9 protein-coding genes are annotated in these 19451 nt (G+C 59.5%); 6 read left to right on the plus strand and 3 right to left on the minus strand.

Features of this window, described 5'->3' with window-relative positions; translation table 11 throughout:
* Positions 1-89 precede the first annotated feature (89 nt).
* The 4 genes from ACW5XC_RS17135 to fdhF all read left to right on the plus strand — a co-directional run bounded on the left by ACW5XC_RS17135 (position 90) and on the right by fdhF (position 10471).
* Positions 90-257, plus strand: a complete 168-nt coding sequence (locus ACW5XC_RS17135) for a hypothetical protein (RefSeq protein WP_155397226.1) — start codon at positions 90-92, stop codon at positions 255-257.
* Between the two features lie 70 nt (positions 258-327).
* The gene (locus ACW5XC_RS17140) at positions 328-4572 is read left to right on the plus strand and encodes an ATP-binding protein (RefSeq protein WP_042054139.1); all 4245 of its coding nucleotides are present in this window, start codon (positions 328-330) and stop codon (positions 4570-4572) included.
* Positions 4565-5776 carry an EAL domain-containing response regulator gene (locus ACW5XC_RS17145; protein ID WP_005353540.1) on the plus strand — a complete coding sequence of 404 codons (1212 nt, stop codon included), beginning with the start codon at positions 4565-4567 and terminating at the stop codon, positions 5774-5776. Before ACW5XC_RS17140 ends, ACW5XC_RS17145 begins: the two co-directional genes overlap by 8 nt.
* 528 nt (positions 5777-6304) lie before the next feature.
* Complete coding sequence (fdhF, locus tag ACW5XC_RS17150; RefSeq protein WP_042054138.1) at positions 6305-10471, plus strand: formate dehydrogenase subunit alpha; 4167 nt, start codon at positions 6305-6307, stop codon at positions 10469-10471.
* 95 nt (positions 10472-10566) lie between these two features.
* Here the strand turns inward: fdhF and ACW5XC_RS17155 are convergent, their stop codons facing one another.
* From ACW5XC_RS17155 to ACW5XC_RS17165, 3 genes are all read right to left on the minus strand, one after another.
* Positions 10567-11424, minus strand: coding sequence for an aldose 1-epimerase (locus ACW5XC_RS17155; protein ID WP_042054136.1), 858 nt, complete (start codon positions 11422-11424; stop codon positions 10567-10569).
* Positions 11421-12872 (minus strand): sugar porter family MFS transporter, encoded by a 1452-nt coding sequence (locus ACW5XC_RS17160; RefSeq protein WP_042054134.1) that lies wholly within the window; start codon positions 12870-12872, stop codon positions 11421-11423. The genes ACW5XC_RS17155 and ACW5XC_RS17160 overlap by 4 nt, the downstream gene beginning before the upstream one ends.
* Positions 12873-12953: 81 nt before the next feature.
* Entirely contained in the window at positions 12954-16232 is a 3279-nt protein-coding gene (locus tag ACW5XC_RS17165) for a DUF5107 domain-containing protein (protein WP_042054133.1), read from the minus strand.
* Positions 16233-16351: 119 nt separating this feature from the next.
* Here ACW5XC_RS17165 and ACW5XC_RS17170 point away from each other — a divergent pair, with 119 nt between their 5' ends.
* Entirely contained in the window at positions 16352-17548 is a 1197-nt protein-coding gene (locus ACW5XC_RS17170) for an ROK family transcriptional regulator (RefSeq protein WP_042054130.1), read from the plus strand.
* 253 nt (positions 17549-17801) lie between these two features.
* Entirely contained in the window at positions 17802-19154 is a 1353-nt protein-coding gene (locus ACW5XC_RS17175) for a tyrosine-type recombinase/integrase (RefSeq protein WP_042054129.1), read from the plus strand.
* The last annotated feature ends 297 nt before the right edge of the window (positions 19155-19451 follow it).

Consider the following 19451-nt stretch of genomic DNA (forward strand, 5'->3'; position numbering starts at 1 on the left):
ATACAGAACCCCCGATGCGGTACATAGGGGGTTCTGAGTAGAGAAATGCTAGTTGAAAATGTGTAAACCTATTTCAGGACTAGACATCCATGTTGTTTACCGATATCAAACTGGTTGGATTTTTTTCCAATATCCCCCTTGAACTGGCCTTTGGCAAAAAATCAGGTGCATCACCGCGCAGGCTTTATCATCAAGTTACCATCCCGGTACTAGCCGAACTCACAGCCGCACAGTGGCATGTCGTGGCCCAATATTGAGTAAATTGATGTTGGCCGCTGCATTTTAATGCACTTACAATATGCGCCCAATTCTGTTGGATTCCTTCTGATGCTCCGCCAATGTGATCGTCTATTCCTGTTTCTCCTGCTACTGCTCTGGAGCGTGGCGGCGCACGCCATTACCAGTCTGAATGAAGACGAGTTTGATCTGTCTGAGCGCGCCTGGCTGTCATCACACCAGGAGTTGGTCATCGGCATGCCGATGATGGGTGACCCTCCATACAGCTATAAGGATGCAGATCAACGCTTTACCGGCCCAGTCCCCGACATCGCGCAGCAGATTGCCAGAACGCTCGGGTTGACCCTGCGCTACAAGGTTTACCCCTCCTACGTGGATGCGCTAACCGGGCTTGGCCACGGCGCAATCGACATACTGGTGAACGACCAGCCAAGCGAACAATGGCGATCCAATATTGTCTCCCTCCCGTTTTTGCTCTCCATGCCGCGCGGCGTGCTGCTCAACAATGGCAAAACGAAGTTGTCACGACAGGATGCCCATGGTTTGCACTGGGTCTGTGTCACGGGAGTCAATGCTTGCAGTGAATTGAAAAAACTGGGATTTCTCCGTGTGACCGAGGCAGAGAGTCGCAGCGAAGCAGCGTTTATGCTCAAAAAGCGCATGGCTGACGCCTATCTTGCTGACATGCCGTCACTAGTGATGGTGAAAGATCAGCACTCCAAGGCTGGCTTCACCATTGCAACCCCGGAGTGGGTAAGCGGCACGTCTCTCTCCATCAATATGCACAAGAGCGACCCGGCACTGGTCAGCCTGGTGAGCAAGGCATTCAACGAGATACCGGTTGAAGATCGTCGTCATATGCTGGCAGCTACCACGACTAGCCAACATGCGGACTCAGGAGCGGTAAAGTCTGTGCAGTTTACCCCTGAGGAGCAGGAGTGGCTCAACCAGCATCCTGAGCTGACTTACGGCGTCTCTCCGGACTGGACCTCCATGAGCGAATTCAATTACCGGGGCAGGCTGGTCGGTTATGTGGCGGATCTGATGGCGCTGATGCAGCAAGTCTCCGGGCTAAAGTTCTCTCTGGTTCGCACCAAGAGCTGGGGGGAAACCCAAAATCTGCTGAAGTTGCGGCAGATCGATTTTATTCCGGCCATCTCCCCCAACCACGACCGCGGCCAGTTTGCGCTGTTCACCCCCGGCTATCTGTTTGTCGATCGGGTAGTCATTGCCCCCAAACGCAGTGCCGATATCACCGATCTCTCACTGCTGCGAGGGAAACGGGTCGGCATGGTGCATGGCTCGCTGGATAAAGAGCTGCTGACCCACATCGGCGCCCATCCGGTAGAGGTCAACAATGACAACCGCTTGCTGGAACTGCTGGACACGGGCGATGCCGACTACGTGATGGTCACCCTGCCATCCATCAACAAGCGGGTGAGCGAACGCTATCAGGTGGTCTATGCCGGCAAAGACTTGCGCCTGCCGGTCGCCATGGCCACGCGCAAAGATCCCATGCTGCAGCGGATCCTTACCAAGGTGCTCTATTCGATACCGCCGGAGGAGCTCAATAAAGTGGAGAGACGCTGGCTCTCCATGAGCGTGCAGACCGGCATCAACAGCGAAACAGTGCTGCTCTGGTTCGTAATAGGTGGCACGGCTGCCACTCTGCTGTTTGCCCTGTTCTGGGCGTGGAACCGCACTCTGAAACGGGAGATTGTGCAGCGACAACGGGCCGAGAAGACACTCAATGAACAGTTGGTGTTCATCCAGACCCTGCTCGACTCCCTGCCCAATATGGTGGCGCTGCGGGATCGCGATCATCGCCTGACCCTCAGCAACCGGGCATACCGCGAGCTGTTTGTCGGTGATGGGGAAGAAGGTGATCGCTGGGGCTATATGACCGAGGACGAGCGGCAACAGATGCTGCGCGAGGAGCGTGCAGTCTGGGAAACCGGCCAGATCTTCGAAGGATCGGGTTATACCCAGCGCGAGGGGGATGTTCCCCTTCACGTGGTCTACGTCAAGTTGCCCTATCGCGCAGCAGACGGCGCGATTCAGGGGGTGCTGACGGTATTGACCGATGTCAGTGCCCTCAAGGCCGCCGAAAACAAGGTGCGGGAAGTGGAGGGCAGGCTGCGGGACATCACCGACAGCATGCCGGGTCTGGTTTATCAATATCTCTGGCAAGGGGCCGGCAAGGGGAAATTCCTCTATCTGTCCCAAGGAGCCAGCGACATTCTCGGGATGACCCATCAAGAGTTGATGGCAGCCGAGTCTGGCGGCGTGATCCTCGGCTTGAACGACGAGGCGTTGGCAACCTTTATCGATAAGGTGGCCAAACATGCGCAAACCCTTGAGCCGCTCGATATGGAGGTGCTGGTGCCCTCTGTTCAGGGGGCGCGCTATATCCAGATCCGCGGCAACTTTGTGGCGCAACAGGGCCATGATCGCCTGCTCAACGGCGTGGTGCAGGACATCACCGCCATCAAGCAACAGGAGCATGAGCTGCGCGAGGCGCGTGCCGCGGCCGAGCAGGCGATGCAGGCTCGCAGCCGTTTTCTGGCCACCATGAGCCATGAGCTGAGAACCCCCATCTCGGGCATGCACGGCATGCTGGAGCTGCTGCGCATGAGCGAGCTCAATGATGACCAGCGCTATCTGCTGCGCAATGTGGAGAGCTCGGCCAACCACCTGCTCTATCTGGTCAACGATATCCTCGACTTTTCCAAAATCGAGGCGGGTCAACTGCACCTCAATCGCCAATCCTGCCGTCTGCAACCAGTGGTGTGCGACGTGATCCGCGGCCATGCCGCACTGGCCTACAGCAAGGGGCTGAAGGTCACGCTCCAGTGGGAGGAGCAACTCCCCGATCTGGCCGATATCGATCCGGTCAGAGTGGGCCAGGTGATTTCCAATCTGCTCAACAACGCGGTGAAGTTCACCGAGCAGGGCACCATTTCGATCCAGGTCAGCTATCAGGACCAGCAGCTGGTTATCGCGGTGACGGATACCGGCATCGGCATCGCCGAAGAGAAGCAAGCGCTGCTCTTTACCCCGTTCGAGCAGGTGGAGTCCGATATCAATCGCCGCTTTGGTGGCACCGGTCTGGGCCTGGCCATCTGTGAGCAGTTGGTGAGGAAGATGGGCGGCACCCTGACGGTCAAGAGCCAGCTCGGTGAAGGGGCCTGTTTCCGCTTCAGCATCCCGCTGCTCAATGTCCTGTGGGAACCACCCGCACTGGCGGGCAGCGAATGGTGGTGGCTGGGTAGCGATGCCGCCTTGCAGGCCACCATGGCACGGCTCGGCGCCCGGTTGACCCCCCTCGAGATCCACCAGCTCACCGCCGATCTCGACGGCCTGCTGTTAGCGGAAGAGGCCGCGCTGGAGTCCAGCATGGGGAGCGATTGGCACACCTTGCTGCAGTCCGGCACTCTCAAGGGGGTCATCCTCTCCCCCCGCGAAGCGTTGCGGGGGCGCATGGGCTCGGAGAACTGGTGGCGCCTCGGCCAATCCCCCCTCTATCCGGATCTGTTGCTCGAAAGCTGCCGCGAACTGATCACCGGGCGAGCCGTGACCACCCATGCCGCCAGCATCGAAAAACTGGGCGGGCGGGTGCTGGTCGCCGATGATCATCTGGTCAATCGCGCCCTGCTGACCCGTCAGCTGGCGATTCTGGGGGTGGAGTGCGAGGTAGTGGAAGATGGAGAGAAGGCGTTGCGCGCCTGGCAAACCCGGGATTTCGCCCTGCTGATCACCGACTGCCACATGCCGCACATGGATGGCTACACCCTGACCCGCCGCCTGCGGGAACAAGGGGAGCAGGCCCCCATCATCGGTGTCACCGCCGATACCTCGGAGGAGGCGGCAGCCAATATGACGGCAGCCGGCATGAACGGCATGCTGTGCAAACCCTATTCGCTGGAGTCACTGCGCCAGATGCTGCTGCGGTGGTTGCCCGCGACTACGATCACAGAGAGAGTGCCCGCACGACAGGCCATCAATCTCGACATGATCGGTCGCTGGCAAGATCTGTTTGGCGATGAAGGGATTGCCAAAAGCATGGCAAGGGAGTATCTGGCCTCCAACCGGAAAGATTGCCACGCTATGATGAGCGCGCTCTCCTCCGATGATAGCCAGGAGCTGGTGGAGATCGCCCACCGCATCAAAGGGGCAGCCAGAATGGTCGGGGAGCTCTCCCTGGCCGAGCAGGCGGCGCAACTGGAATCGGCGGCCCGCCTCAAACAGTTGAGCGAGCTCGCGCTGCTGACACAGAGAGTGGAAGAACAGATGAACAATATTGAACGTGAAATGGGATTGTGGCTCGATGAGTAGAACGGCAGACGAGTTGGTCATCATGGTGGTCGAGGATCACGGGTTTCAACGTAAGACCCTGATGCACCAGATCCGGGCGCTCGGTTATCAGCAACTACTGGAGGCCGCAGACGGCATCGAAGCCCTGGCGCTATGCCAGAGCCACACTGTCGACATCCTGTTCTGCGATCTGCGGATGCCCGGCATGGATGGCATGGCGCTGCTGCGCCGCCTCTCGCTGGGTGGCTTTCGGGGCGGCATCATCCTCTCCAGCGCGCTGGAAGATGACGTGGTGGAGGCCGTGCTGCGCATGAGCGCGGCCTATGGTCTCCATGTGCTGGGTCGCATCGAGAAACCCTCCAGCCCGCAGCGGCTGCGCCAGTTGATCGACTCCTGGGCGCCCAAGTCGGCTCCCTCGGGCAAGGACGATGGCCTCGTCCTGTCGGTGGACGAGCTCAAACGCGCCCTCGACAACGACCAGTTGCTGCCCTGGTATCAACCCAAGGTCGGCTTTGCGTCCGGCCAGTGGGTGGGGATGGAGGCGCTGGCCCGCTGGCAGCATCCGGAATACGGGCTGATCTCCCCCGGCATGTTTATCCCGCTGGCGGAAAACAACGGCCTTATCGACCAGCTGACCGATGTCATCATCAACAAGTCGCTGCAGGATTGCCATCTGTGGGGACAGACCGGTCTCTCCCTCAATCTGTCGATGAATCTCTCAACCACCTCGCTGATCGAGGGAGATCTCTGCCACTTCCTGATCAACCAGTGCCAGCGCTGGGGCGTCAATCCCGAGCTGATCACCCTGGAGGTGACCGAAAGCTCGTTTGTCGAGGATATCGGCAAGGCACTGGAGGTGCTGACACGACTGCGGATGCACGGCTTTGGCCTCTCCATCGATGACTTCGGTACCGGCTACTCCTCGATGCAGCAGCTGGCGCTGCTGCCGTTTACCGAGCTCAAACTTGATCGATCTTTTGTCGATCGCTGCTATGCCGACCCCTCCCGTCTGGCCATTATCGAATCGAGCATCGAGCTGGCCCGCAAGCTGGGGCTGAAATCAGTGGCCGAAGGGGTGGAAGATGTGCAGACCTGGCAACTGCTGGCCAAGCTGGGGTGCGATATCTGTCAGGGCTTTTTTACCGCCCGCCCTATGCCGCGCAGCGAACTGCAGCATTGGCACCAGATCTGGCAAGCCCGGCTGCCCACCCTGATATCCGGCTGATCTCCCGCGACCAACCCTTTGGGCCAACAGCGCGCCGATCGACAACGTGAATGGCCGCCTTCAAAGGTGGCCATTTTCTTTGTGTCAGGCTCGCCACTCACGCATGCCCGCCCCCGATCCACCAACCTTTTATCCAACCGAGTGCCCCCCTTTGCTCTGCATGCGCCGCATGCCTTTATCAGAGCCACCATTTATGCAAAATAAGTTGCATCACAAATGGTGCTACTGGCGGATCACGCCTACCGCGAGCGAGAGCAGCCTCTCTTCTACCAGACGCATAAACTGACAATAAGACAATGAATTTCCTGCTGTAACAGGAATGGTTCTCAACGATGCGCCGAGCCGATGAGGTAGACAAGACAACCTGAAATCGTTTTCTCTTTTGAACAATAAGCTGTCTAAAATCAAATAAAGTTGTAAATAATCTTTGTTATGGTGAGCGTATAGCAAGCGGCCTCCCTGTCGCTTCCCCTGCTGGCTCCGCCAGATGCAGCATTTTCTGCGCCTTGAAAGCGAGTTTATGACGCCATGATCACCATCACCCTCGATGGGGCTCAGTTGACGGTTAACCCGACCCAGACCCTGCTCCAGATAGCCAAACAGCACCAGACTGATATCCCCTCCCTGTGCGGTGACAACACCAGCGGCCCCAAGACACCCTGCGATCTCTGCGTGGTGGAGATTGCCGGTCTTGGCATCCGGCGCGCCTGCGAGACGCGCCCCGAGGCAGGGATGGTGATCACCAGCCAAAGCGATGCCCTGCGCGCCCACCGCCAGCAGGCCCTCGGCCGCATCCTTTCGGATCACTACGCCGATTGCGAAGCCCCCTGCCAGCGCGCCTGTCCGGCCGGCGTGGACATTCAATCCTATCTGCACCACATCGCCATGGGGGAGCACGAGGCGGCCATGGCCGTCATCAAACAGACCCTGCCAATGCCTCTTTCCATCGGCCGGGTCTGCCCCGCATTCTGCGAGGCCGAGTGCCGCCGCGCGCTGGTGGATGAGCCGCTCGCCATTCGTCAACTCAAGCGCCATGCCGCCGATCTCGATCTGGCCGAGGTGGCCCCCTATCAACCGGCAAAGAAGCCCGCCAAGGGCAAGCGGGTTGCCATTATCGGCAGCGGCCCGGGCGGCCTCACCTGCGGTTACTATCTGGGTTACGAGGGATTCGAGGTCGATCTGTTCGAGGCGATGCCCGAAGCGGGTGGCTGGCTGCGCTACGGCATCCCCGAATACCGGCTGCCCAAGGCGATCCTCGATCAGGAGATTGCATTGATGTGCCAGAGTGGCATGCGGATCCACACCAGGCAGCGACTAGGCCACCAGATCACCCTCTCGGCACTGTGCCGCGACTATGATGCGGTCTGTCTGGCAGTCGGCGCTTCCAAGGCGGTGCCGATGGATTACCCGGGCAGCACCCTGGCGGGTTGTTATCTCGGGGTCGATTACCTCAAGGATCGGATGCTGGCCAAGCGGCTCACCACCGGCAAGAGGGTTGCGGTGATCGGGGGTGGTAATACCGCGATCGACTGCGCCCGCACGGCGGTCAGGCTGGGGGCTGAAACCACCCTCATCTATCGCCGCACCCGCGCCGAGATGCCCGCCGAAGCCTACGAGATCGACGAAGCGGAGCACGAAGGTGCGCGCTTTTTGATGCTCACCAATCCGGTGGAGAATCTGGCCGATGAGGCTGGTCGCGTCTGTCAGGTGCGCCTCGAGAAGATGGCCCTCGGCGAGCCGGATGCCTCCGGTCGCCGCCGCCCGGAGCCCACCGGCGAGTACCTCATTGAAGAGTTTGATACCGTGATTGCGGCAGTGTCGCAGCAGCCGGATCTCAGCTTTATGGAAGGGGAGCCCCTCACCCTCCCCTTCACCCGCTGGCAAACGCTGGAGTCCCATCCCGAAACCATGCACAGCGGCCACGGCAACCTGTTCGCCATCGGCGATCTGCGCCGCGGGCCCGCCACCGCCATCGAGGCGGTCGCCGATGGTCGCAAGGCCGCGCTGGCCATCGATCAGTTCCTCCATGGTGACATGATCGACCCGGTTCGTCCTTTCAACGCCTGCAAGGCCCCCAAACTCAAGCAGGTCGATCCCGCCCAGTTTGCTCACCTGAAAAAAGTCGCCCGCACCATCATGCCCCATCTGGCAGAGCAGGATCGCGAGGGCAGCTTTGCCGAGGTGGAGCGTGGTTTGAGTGATGCCGATGCCCGCAGTGAGGCCAGCCGCTGCCTCGAGTGCGGCTGTCAGGCCAACACCGATTGTGCTCTACGCGACTACGCCACCGAATACGAGGTCGAGCAGCGCGCTCTCGATACCAGCCAGTGCCAGAAGTTTGCAGTGGATAACAGCAGCGAATTTATCGTCTTTGATGCCAACCGCTGCATCGGCTGCGGCCAGTGCGTGCAGACCTGTGGTGAGCAAGCGGTACAGGGTGTGCTGCGATTTGCCAAGAACAGTGATGGCACCCTCTCGAACCGGCCGCAGTTCGATGCGGGACTCTCGATGGGCGACTCCCACTGCGTGCAGTGCGGCGCCTGCGTACAGGTCTGCCCCACCGGCGCCCTGGTGGATGCCCGCGACAAGTCACAGGGGCGCACCGAACTGCTCACGCCGGTCAATACCATCTGCACCTACTGCGGGGTCGGCTGCGGCGTCACCCTCTACGTCGATGAGGCGAACAACCGCATCCGCTATGTGGAGGGGAACCGCAACTCACCGGTCAATCAGGGTCTGCTCTGCGTCAAGGGGCGCTTCGGTTTTGACTTTATCCAAAGCGAGGAGCGCCTCACCACCCCGCTTATCCGCAAGGATGGCGAGCTGGTGCCCGCCAGCTGGCAGGAGGCCATAGAGTTGGTCGCCGAGCGTTTCACAGCCCTGCGCCAGCACTATGGCAGCGATGCGCTGGCGGGTTTCTCGTCGGCCAAAACCACCAACGAAGAGAACTACCTGTTCCAGAAGTTCATGCGCCGGGAGCTGGGTACCAACAACGTGGATCACTGCGCGCGGCTCTGCCACGCCTCCACCGTCACCGGGCTGGAGGCGTCACTTGGCAGCGGCGCCATGACCAACGACATCCCGAGCATTGATCACTCGGATCTCATCTTCATCATCGGCTCCGACACCTCCGCGGCCCACCCCATCATCGGCTCCCATATCAAGCGGGCCGTCACCATGGGCAAGGCGCGGCTGGTAGTGGCCGATCCCAAGCGGATCGAGATGGCGGACCATGCCAGCCTCTATCTGGCTCACCGACCCGGCACCGACGTGATGCTGCTCAACGGCCTGATGCAGCAGATCATCCAGCACGACTGGCACGACAAGGCCTATATCGCCGCACGAGTAGAAGGGTTCGAAGCGCTGCAAGCGGAGGTGCTCTCCCCGGCCTATGCACCGGACAAGATAGCCCTCATCACCGGCGTACCGGCCGAGCAGGTGATCGAGCTCGCCCGCCTCATCGGCACCGCCGAACGCACCGCAATCTACTACTCGATGGGGATCACCCAGCACACTACCGGCCACGACAACGTGCGGGCCATCGCCAACCTGCAACTGCTGTGCGGCAACATCGGCATCGAAGGGGGTGGCATCAACCCGCTGCGGGGCCAATCCAACGTGCAGGGCGCCTGTGACATGGGGGCGCTGCCCAACTGCCTGCCCGGCTATCAGAAGGTGGCCAACCCAGAGGTACATGCCCGCTTCGTGGCAGCCTGGCAGCAGCCAGACTTGCCGCGCACGCCCGGCCTTACCCTCACCGAGACCATCGATGCCGCCTGCGCGGGCAGCATCAAGGGGCTCTACGTGATGGGAGAGAACCCGGTGCTGAGCGATCCGGATCAGCATCACGTCATCGAGGGGCTCAAGCAGCTGGAGTTTCTGATGGTGCAGGATATCTTCCTCTCGGAAACCGCCCAGCTCGCCGATGTGGTGCTCCCCTCCTGCTCCTTTGCCGAGAAGAGCGGCCACTTCACCAACACCGAGCGACGGGTACAACGCATCTCCCCCGCCCTCAAGGCGCCGGGTGAGGCGCGGGAGGATTGGTGGATCATCCAGCAGATTGCCAATGCAATGGGCGGCGACTGGCGTTATCAGAACGCCCAGGAGATCACCGCCGAGATCTGCCAAGTCACCCCGCAATACGCCAGCATCCAGTGGGATAAGGTGGGTGTACAAGGGCTACAGTGGCCCTGCAACGACACGGCGCCCGAAGGCACTCGCCTGCTCCACGGCAAGCAGTTCACCCGTGGCAAGGGGGAGATGGTCGCCACCCCGTTCCGCTATGCCGCCGAACTGCCCGATGAGACCTATCCCATCGTGCTCACCACCGGCCGCCTGCTGGAGCAGTTCCACACCGGCACCATGACCCGCAAGACCAAGGGGCTCGACAAGTTGGCTGGCCCGCGGGTGATGATGAGTGTGGTGGATGCGCAGCGGTTGGGCATCAGCAACAGCGAGCGGGTGAAGGTCACCAGCCGCCGCGGCCATATCGAGCTGCCCGCCTTCGTCACCAAGCGGATGCAACCAGGTGTGGTCTTTATCCCGTTCCACTTTGCCGAAGCCCCGGCCAACCGGCTCACCATCAATGCCACCGACCCCCACGCCAAGATCCCCGAGTTCAAGGTAGCTGCGGTGCGCATCGACAAGCTGACCAGCCAACACACCTCGACACCACAGCCAGAGATGGAGATAGCCTGACCGGAGATCAGGTAACAGGCAGGATAATCCGCAATAAAAAGAGCCACCCGACGGGTGGCTCTTTGCGTTCACCAATACCACAAGCCAGATCATTATCAGCCCCCGGACGCCACTGTCAGGGCCATCCCGATACTCATGCGGTCACCTCTGGCGAGTAGCCGCAAACCGGGGTGACCGGCCAGGTGGTGGGCATTGGCGGCATGACTCTGGGGCTCCAGACAAACGAAGCCACTCCCCTCATCGGTCTGGTAGAGCATCAGGAAGGCACACTCGCTTGAAACCAGCAGCCGCTGCTGGCGGGCAGGATGGTCAAGCTCGGCCTGACCGCGCCAGCCGCTATAACAGTGGTTGAGCCACCCTTGTGGGCGAGCCCACTGGCGAAAATCGAGGTGTGGCGCCAGCCTGCTCGACCAGTCGGTCGGCAGATGATCTGCTCCCTCTTGCCAGACGCCGCTCGCCAGAAAACGGATGCGGGTCTGCTCGTCGCGCCAAAAGAAGGGGTGAAAACCCGCGCCGTAGAGACAGGGGCTCTCCCCGAGATGGGTCAGGCTGATCCGCGCCACCAGGCTCGCACCATGCAGCCGATAGTCTATCTCCGCCAGATAGTGAAAAGGGCCGCATTGGCTGGTCAACTGCAACGTCACCGAACTGGTAGAACCCGCCACCCACAGCCATGGCTGCAACCAGCCATCGCCATGCAGGAAAAAGTCGGGATCGACGGGACTTTCTGGCAAGCGATGCTCCTCCCCCCATAACTCAAAACGGTTGCCTGCGACCCGGTTGGCCAGCGGCAACATGGGAAACAGCGCGCTCTGGCCGGGATGCCAGGGCTGCGCCAGGTCCGTGTCGCGCAACAGCGGGCGCCCTTTGTCATCCTCCAGCCCCAGCAGGCAGGCCCCTTGTGCAGAGACCCGCATCCGAAGATGCGGGTTATTTAATGTGTAAACCGTCATGCCGAGGCGCTCGCCTTGGTCGGCGTCAGTTCGACCTTGCCCTGGGCCAGTTGGGCTTCCAGTGCCTCCAGCGTCACCTCTTTGGTCTCGGGCACCTTGCGATAGATAAAAATGAGACCGGCAAAACAGATAAGGCCATAGAGCAGGAAGCTGCCCGCAGCCCCCAACCCGGCATTGAGCAGCGGGAAGGTGTAAGTCAGCACGAAGCAGGCGATCCAGAGCGCCAGCGTACCGGCCGACATCGCCAGCCCACGCACCCGATTCGGGAAGATCTCCGAGAGCAGCACCCAGGTGACCGGCGCCAGGGTCAAGGCATAGATGGCGATCGCCGCCAATACCAGCAGCAGCACCGGCATCCCCAGTACGCCTGTGGCATAGGCCGCCGCCATCATGCCGTAGATGATGGTCAGCCCCGCCGAGCCAATCAGCATCAGCTTGCGGCGGCCAATCTTGTCCACCATGGGCAGCGCAATCAGGGTAAACAGCAGGTTGATTAGACCGGTGGCGACGATGGATTTGAGGGTGCTGTTGATGTCAAACCCGGCGGAAGCAAAGATCTCCTGCGCGTAGTTGAAGATGACGTTGATACCGCACCACTGCTGGAAGACTGCCAGCACAATCCCGATGATGAGGATCGGCCGCACCGAGGGTTTGCCCAGCTCCGCCAGCGAGACCTTGTGGGTCTCGCCCACCAGAGTCTGGCGGATATCGGCCAGGGTCTGCTTGGCATAGGCATCCCCGCCAATCTTGCCGAGCATGCGGGAGGCTTTCTCATACTGACCATCTTTGGCCAACCAGCGCGGCGACTCCGGCACGAAGAACATCAACACCAGAAACGCCAACGCAGGTACCAGTTCGGCACCGAACATCCAGCGCCAGCCGGACTGTCCATTCCAGGTCGCCAGAATATCGGCCTGAGTCGCATTGCTTGCCACCGGATCGGCGATCATCAGATTCACCAGCTGAGCCGCCAGCACCCCGATAACAATAGTGAGCTGGTTGATGGCCACGAACTTGCCACGCTTGTTGGCCGGACTGATCTCGGCGATGTACATGGGCGAGAGCGCAGAGGCCAGACCGATGCCGATCCCGCCGATGATGCGATAAACCACAAACAGATCGAAGTTGCTGGCCGCAGCCGTGCCCCACGCCGAGATGGTGAAGAGAATGGCGGCCAAGATCAGCGGCTTCTTGCGACCAAAGCGGTCGGCTGACCAGCCGGAGATGGCGGCCCCCAGCACGCAGCCCACCAGCGCAGAGCTCATGGCCCAGCCGGACTGGGCCGGATCCGTGATGGCAAAATAGGCCTCATAGAAGGGCTTGGCCCCGCCAATCACGACCCAGTCATAACCAAACAGCAGGCCACCGCAGGCGGCCACCAAACAGATCATCCAGATGTAGCTCATATTGAGCCCATTCGTATCCAATTGATTTTTCGTGCGTTCCATGACTCATCCTTTCTATCTTGTCGATTGTAGGGTGCAGTGGCGCCCCTCACCGTGGCGGGGCGCCGGTTTTTGTTATGAGAGTTATGAGTGGAGTGACAGCTCGCGGCAGATCAGGGCAAAGAGGTGTCCCTTGTCGTGAGCCGGGTTAAGGGTGAGCAGCTCTCGCAAGGTCTGTTCACAACCATCCCGCTGACCCAGCCCTAACAGACCGAGTGCTCTGACCAGCAGACAGTGCTGGCGATGTTTGTGCTGCGGGTCGTCATCCAGCACGATGAGATCCGGCAGTGAGACGGCGAAGAAGTCCGCCTCGACCGACTCGCCCATCGCCTGCTCGGCCCAGCCGACCATTCCTTCAAAGAGACGCTGCGCCTCCGCAACCCGACCAAGACGTGCCAGCGCCATACCCTGATAGAAGAGATAATCCACCGGCTGATCGTTGTAGTAGCGGCTGGCCCCGAGCGATCCTTGGCCGAGGCAGGCCAGTTGCAGGCACTGGGCCGCCAGACTCTGGTTGTCACAGGCCAGATGGCAGAGCGCCAACAGGTAATGGATATCGTTGTCGGTCTGTCCCACCAGACGCCCCTCTCCCAGATTGAGGGGGTAGTGCAACGCCTGTTGCAGCAACGGAATAGCCTGCTCGTGACGTCCCTGAGTCATCAACACCAGCGCCCGGCGCTGCTGATTGATGAGGTACTGGCCGGTCACCTTGCCCTCGCCCCCCTCCCAGGGGTGGAATTCGCGCAGCCGCAAGATCTCCGCCGCCGCCTCCAGCTGACCGGTGATGTGATAGAGACTGAGCAGTTCGGCGGTCAGATCATCGCGCTTGAGGGCGACCTCACGATGCGCCTCCAGCAGCGCCAGTCGCTCGGCGGGTGCCATGGCGCAGCGCTTGTGCAGCTGATCCAGTTCAAACAGCAAACGGGCATCATCCGGCTTGAGGGAAAAGGCCCGGCTCAGACACTGCTCGGCCGCCACCGGATCGCCGCTCTTGTTGAAGTGATAGATGCCAAGGTTGCGCCATGCCGGGGCAAACCCGGGCGCCTGCTCGCACACCTGCTGCCACAGTGCGATAGCTTGCGGGTAGCTGCGCTTGCTGTAGTGGAAGCAGCCCAGCAGATAGCTGGCAAACCAGCTGTGGGGCAGTTGCGCCAGCATGGCCACCTCGCCAAGGGTATTGGGGAAGCGCACCTTGCGGCCAAACGCCTGCTCGGCCCGCTGCAGCAGGGCATCCTGCGCCTCACCTTCCGGCAACAATGCAGCCTGGAACAGCAGCGGCAGGGTCTCCTCCAACTGCAGTGTTGAGAGCAGTTGCTGCGCCAGCTCGGGACGTCCCAATGCCAGCAGATCGCTTGCCAGGAAGCAGAGATTCACTCCGCGCCCGTTGCACAGGGTCCGCAGCGCCTCGAGATCGGTCGGCTGCTCACTTGCCAGCCAGCGCAGGAAGGCCAGCTGATAGTGAAGTGGATAACGGACGCGCTGCTCGTCGATATAAGCGATGGCAGCCTCCCGCTGGCCAGACTCCAGCAGCGCCAACCCTTTAAGGGCGATGGCGCCATAGTGGGTACCGTTGACCGCAAGACTCTTCTCGACAAATTGCAGTGCCTGCGCGGGATCCCGGCGCACCATGGCGATGCGGGCCAGCCCGAAGAAGCCGCTGTCGCGGCAGTTACCGCTCCAGGTCGCCTTGTAGAAGTCATCGAAGGCGGCATCGAACTGCCCCAAACGTTCCTCGATGTAGCCACGCAGCAAGCTCGCCTTGCCGCACTGGGGGTTCTTGTTGAGGCGATGGGCACGGACCAGCGCCTGATTGACGTAGGCCAGCGCCTGCTCATAGTTGGCGCGGTTGTACTCCAGAGTTGCCAGCGCCAGATTGCAGCGATAGTCGCCACGGTCTAGCTCCAGTGCCCGCAGGTAGTAATCAAAGGGCGAACGGCTGGCATGCAGATACTGCTCAAGATGCTGGCCGATGAAGTAGAGCTCGTCGACCGAGTCGAGATTGACGGCGGGCTCCGGCGCGTTAGCTGGATCCGGCAAGGCTTCGCCTGCGGGCTGATGCTCGAGATAGCTCAGGATCGGCTGGCCCTGCTCATCCAGCAGGCGTACCTGCAAGCGTCCCTCGCTGGTGATGGCCTGCGACTCAAGCCAGGCCTGACCCGGCTGCAGATCTAGCGTCTGGGTGAACAGCACGCCACTCTCATCACTCACTTCGAAACGGGCGTGGCACAGCGGCGCGATCGCGTAGGCACCGCACAACAGACCGTCCTCGCTACGCTCCAGCTTGATGGCGGCGCGGGTGTTGGCATTTTGCAGGGTGCCGAGGGTGTTGTAGGGCAGGAAGTTCTGCACAAACACCTTCTCCTCCCCCGCATCCAGCCAGGTAAAGTCAGGCTGGTTGTCGGTATAGACCCCGGTCATCAGCTCGATGTAGGGGCCGTTGTCATCGGTCAGGTTGCGATCCCAGGCCAGACCGAAGTCACAGTTGCCCCAGCTCCACTGCTTCTTGCCCGGCGAAACGTGGTGATCCGCCACGTGCAACAGGCCGCCCTGTTCGTCATGGCAATAGGCGCCGACGAAGTCGTAGTCAGACTTGTCCGCCATATAGGAGGTGGGCACCGGAATATTGCGGTAACGGGAGATATCGACCCCGGCGGAGTAGTCCACCTTGTAGTAGGTGCCGCGGGCAATGGGGAAGGCACTGACGTCGCGCTTGCCGTGGTCATAGACGGCGGTCACATCGGGCGGGAAGACGCTCTGGTGGGCATCGCCCCCTTTCACCGCCGGGTTGGACCACCAGAGGAAGTGGCGCGGCGTGTCGTTGCCGTTGAACACCTTGCCAGTGATCTCGATGAGCGCCTTGTCGGGATAGAGGGTAAACCCCGCCATCACCTGCAGACCACGCATCGGCTCCACCTCGCCGAGCCAGACGGTCTTGGCGCCACCCTCCCGCTCCGTAATGGTGAAGTCCACCGGCATGAAAGTGGTGGGTCTGTGGTGCTGCGGCCAGTTGAACTCGATGCCGCCGGAAATCCAGGGCCCCACCAGCCCCACCAGCGCCGGTTTGATCACCTCGTTGTAATAGACGAAGTCGCGATTCATCACCTTGTCGTAAGCTCGGTGGATACGGCCACCCAACTCCGGCAGCAGCATCACCTTGATAAAGTCGTTCTCCAGCCAGACCGCCTGATAGGACTTCATCTGCTTCTGGCCGGTGAGGGTGTCGATCACCCCATAGGGATAGACAGCCCCCGAGGAGCCCTGATAGACCCGCTTCTCGAGAAACATGGGGTTGGGATCTTCGGCGCCTACCTCGTAGGTCGGCAGTGAGATGGTCTCTACCCAGACCTTGACATCAGCTCTCATTAATCTCGCCTCACTCAACATTTGTTAGTAAAGTTTTCAGTGAGACCAGATTAGAATGGTTAAACCTGCATTAATTGCTGAAAGATCACGCAATACAGCAAGCGGAGTTTAGTGAAGCGATGAGCATAGGGTTGAACAACCAGAAGGTCCGCCACCACAACAAGCAGGTGCTGCTTGCCCTGCTCTATCAGCTCAAGGAGGCGAGCAAGTCCACCCTGGCGCGCCACTGCGAGCTCTCCATTCCGGCGGTCAGCAAGATCCTTGACGAGTTGGTGGCCGATGGCGCCATCAGCCACAGCGATCACAACCTCTCCCAGCGCGGCATCAATGGCGGCAGCTACCGCATTGCCAGCGGCCAGGGGGCCATTCTTTGCCTCAATATCAGTCCCACCCATCTGGAGAGCATCCTGGTGGATAACCTGATCACCCCACTGGATGAGTTCAGCGACCAGAAGATTGCCCCACAAACCCCCGATGAACTGCTGCACCTGATTGAAGCGCACTACTACCAGTACAAGCGCCGCCACAAGGGACTGGCGATCCGGCTGGCCTTGGCGGTACACGGTCAGGTCAACCCGGCGACCGGGGTATCGCAAACCATGCCGCAAGCCCCTTGGCACGCGCCAGTTGAGCTCAAGTACCTGCTGGAGGAGCGGCTGGGTTGCGAGGTGATGGTGGATAACGACTGCATCATGCTGGCGCTGGCCCAGAAGTGGCAGGACCGGGAAGGGAACGGGGATTTTTGCGTCATCAACGTCGATTACGGTATCGGCTCGGCCTTTATCATCAACGACCAGATCTACCGGGGCGCCCTGTTTGGCAGCGGCCAGATAGGCCACACCATCATCAATCCGGACGGCAGCGCCTGTGCATGCGGCCGCTATGGCTGCCTGGAGACAGTCGCCTCGCTGTTTGCCATCAAGAAACGGGCCCGGGTCTTTCTCAAACAACAAGCCAGTGCCGACAACCCGGCGCAGACTGGTGTAGAGCTGGATACCGCCCAACTGCTCACGCTCTACCATCAGGGGGATGCCATGATCCGCGCCCTGGTGGACGAAGGGGCCCGCGCCATTGGCCTGAGCCTCTACAACTTCCTCAATATCCTCAACATCAACCGCATCTGGCTCTATGGCCGCAGCTGCCACTTTGGTGAAACCTGGCTGCAAACGATCGTCAGTCAAACCGGCGCCAACCCGTTCGACTGCAGCGATGCGGTCAACGCCACCCATATCCGTTTCGGCCAGCTCAGCCGCGCCCAGCAGGTGATGGGGATTGGCTATCTCTATGTGGAGCGAGCCTTGGCAAAAGCCATGTAAAAAGGGCAGGTTTCACAAATGAAACCTGCCCTCACGATCTGGTGCCGATAAGGGGAATCGAACTCCTGACCTTCGCATTACGAAGTCAATAAACTTATGTTTAATCCTGTCTTGATAAATCCAACAAACAAATTCATTTACATTAAATTCAATGAGTTAAATACACATCAAATTCACTCTTGTCCAACGACATACAACCCTATACGATGCCAAATGTGGTACCCCATGTGGTACCCCAATACGAGGTTTTAGGATGATTTCTCAAGATCGACAAGTCGCGGCAGCAGAGCTTAAAGAAGGTGCAACCGCAACCCGATTTGCTATCAGCTCTAAACATGGTAACGGGTTATCACTCGAGGTTCGGGCCGGTAAGCAAAAACGCTTCGTGTATAGATTTAGGCTACTTGGCAAACAACAAACCATGGTACTTGGACTATACCCTGCGATGGGACTTGCTCAAGCTCGTGAGCGACATTGTGTTGCGGTGGGGCAAGTCAAACAGGGCATCGATCCCCGTCAGGTTGTTGCAGAAGCTAAACAAAAGAACGAACAGATGCTCGTGCTTGATGAACTGTTTGAGCAATGGCTTAGCCACAAAGCCAGCGTAAAACGCCGTGATGGCGTTCGATCAGAGATTAGCCTTCGAACCGTCACTGATTATCGTCGAATCTACCAAACACACTTGCAAAAGGTCCTTGGTAAATATCGAGTTTGCGATATCACCATGGCCGTCCTCCACCAACACTATCAGAAGCTACAGAAGGTCTCTCTGGAAGGGCTTCGCAAAGCAATGGGGATAATGAACCAGGTGATGGAGGAGGCTATGCGACGACAGCTTATCGAGATGAGCCCCACGTTGGCACTCAAACCCAAAGTGTACAATGCGACCCCCAATCCACCTCGAGATCGCTGGCTACCAATCTCTGAATTACGAGCCTTGTGGCATGCATTAGAAGAGGGCGTTGAAGGTGGCGGAGCGTTAACAGCTGGTGGCCGTGGCATTGCTACGACTTCTGTTCTTTCTGGAAGTGTCGCCAATGCAATTAAAATCGTCATATTGAGCGCGGTTCGTCGAGGTGAAGTGATATCGATGCAATGGGCACACTTGGATGGTGATCGCTGGACGATCCCGGAAACCAAGAATGGGCGCCCGCATGTGGTGACCTTGTCGCCTTTGGCTCAGGAAATCATTTCAGAGCAGCGAATTATAACCTCCTCTACCAGTCCATATGTGTTCGAATCCACGACGAAGCTGGGTCATGCCATCACAGGTGACGCACTTATGCGTGCCCTTGACCGGCTACAGAAGCGTAAGCTGGCTGAACTTGAGCCTTTTAGCGTACACGACCTGCGGCGCAGTGTTGCAAACTGCTGTGGAATTGAACTTGGTGCAGGACCTCTAGAGATAGAGCATATGCTGAACCACCAGATCAGTGACAAACTCCTGCGAACTTATCAGGCGGGTGCTTTACGTAACCCTGAAAAACTGAGGAGTTTATTTCTTCGGTGGGGGGATATTGTGAAACATCAAATAGCCCAACATGAAGTAGAAAAATCACCTGATGTTATGGGGAACGTAATCCAAGGGACATTCGGTAAACGCTGAGTTTTCAGCTCAATCAGACCTAAGAAGGAAACGGCCGATGGCCGCTTCCTTCTATGAGCCTGTTTAGCCTGATATGCTACGCAGCCACCTGATGGGCACATAGCTGATGCGGCGCCTTCCCTGGCCATTAGTCCTGCCTGTCAGGTGGTCTGTTGCAGGTGCTCCTGATAGACCTTCTGCCACTTGGAATGCTCAGCCTTATCGCCTCTGGCCAGCCAGAAAGCACAGATATGAGCAATACTTCGCTCGAGCCATGAAAGTATAACGCCCAAAGCTGCGAATTTAGTTTTTTAGCGT

The organism is Aeromonas sp. 25-AL00135, from assembly GCF_054052385.1.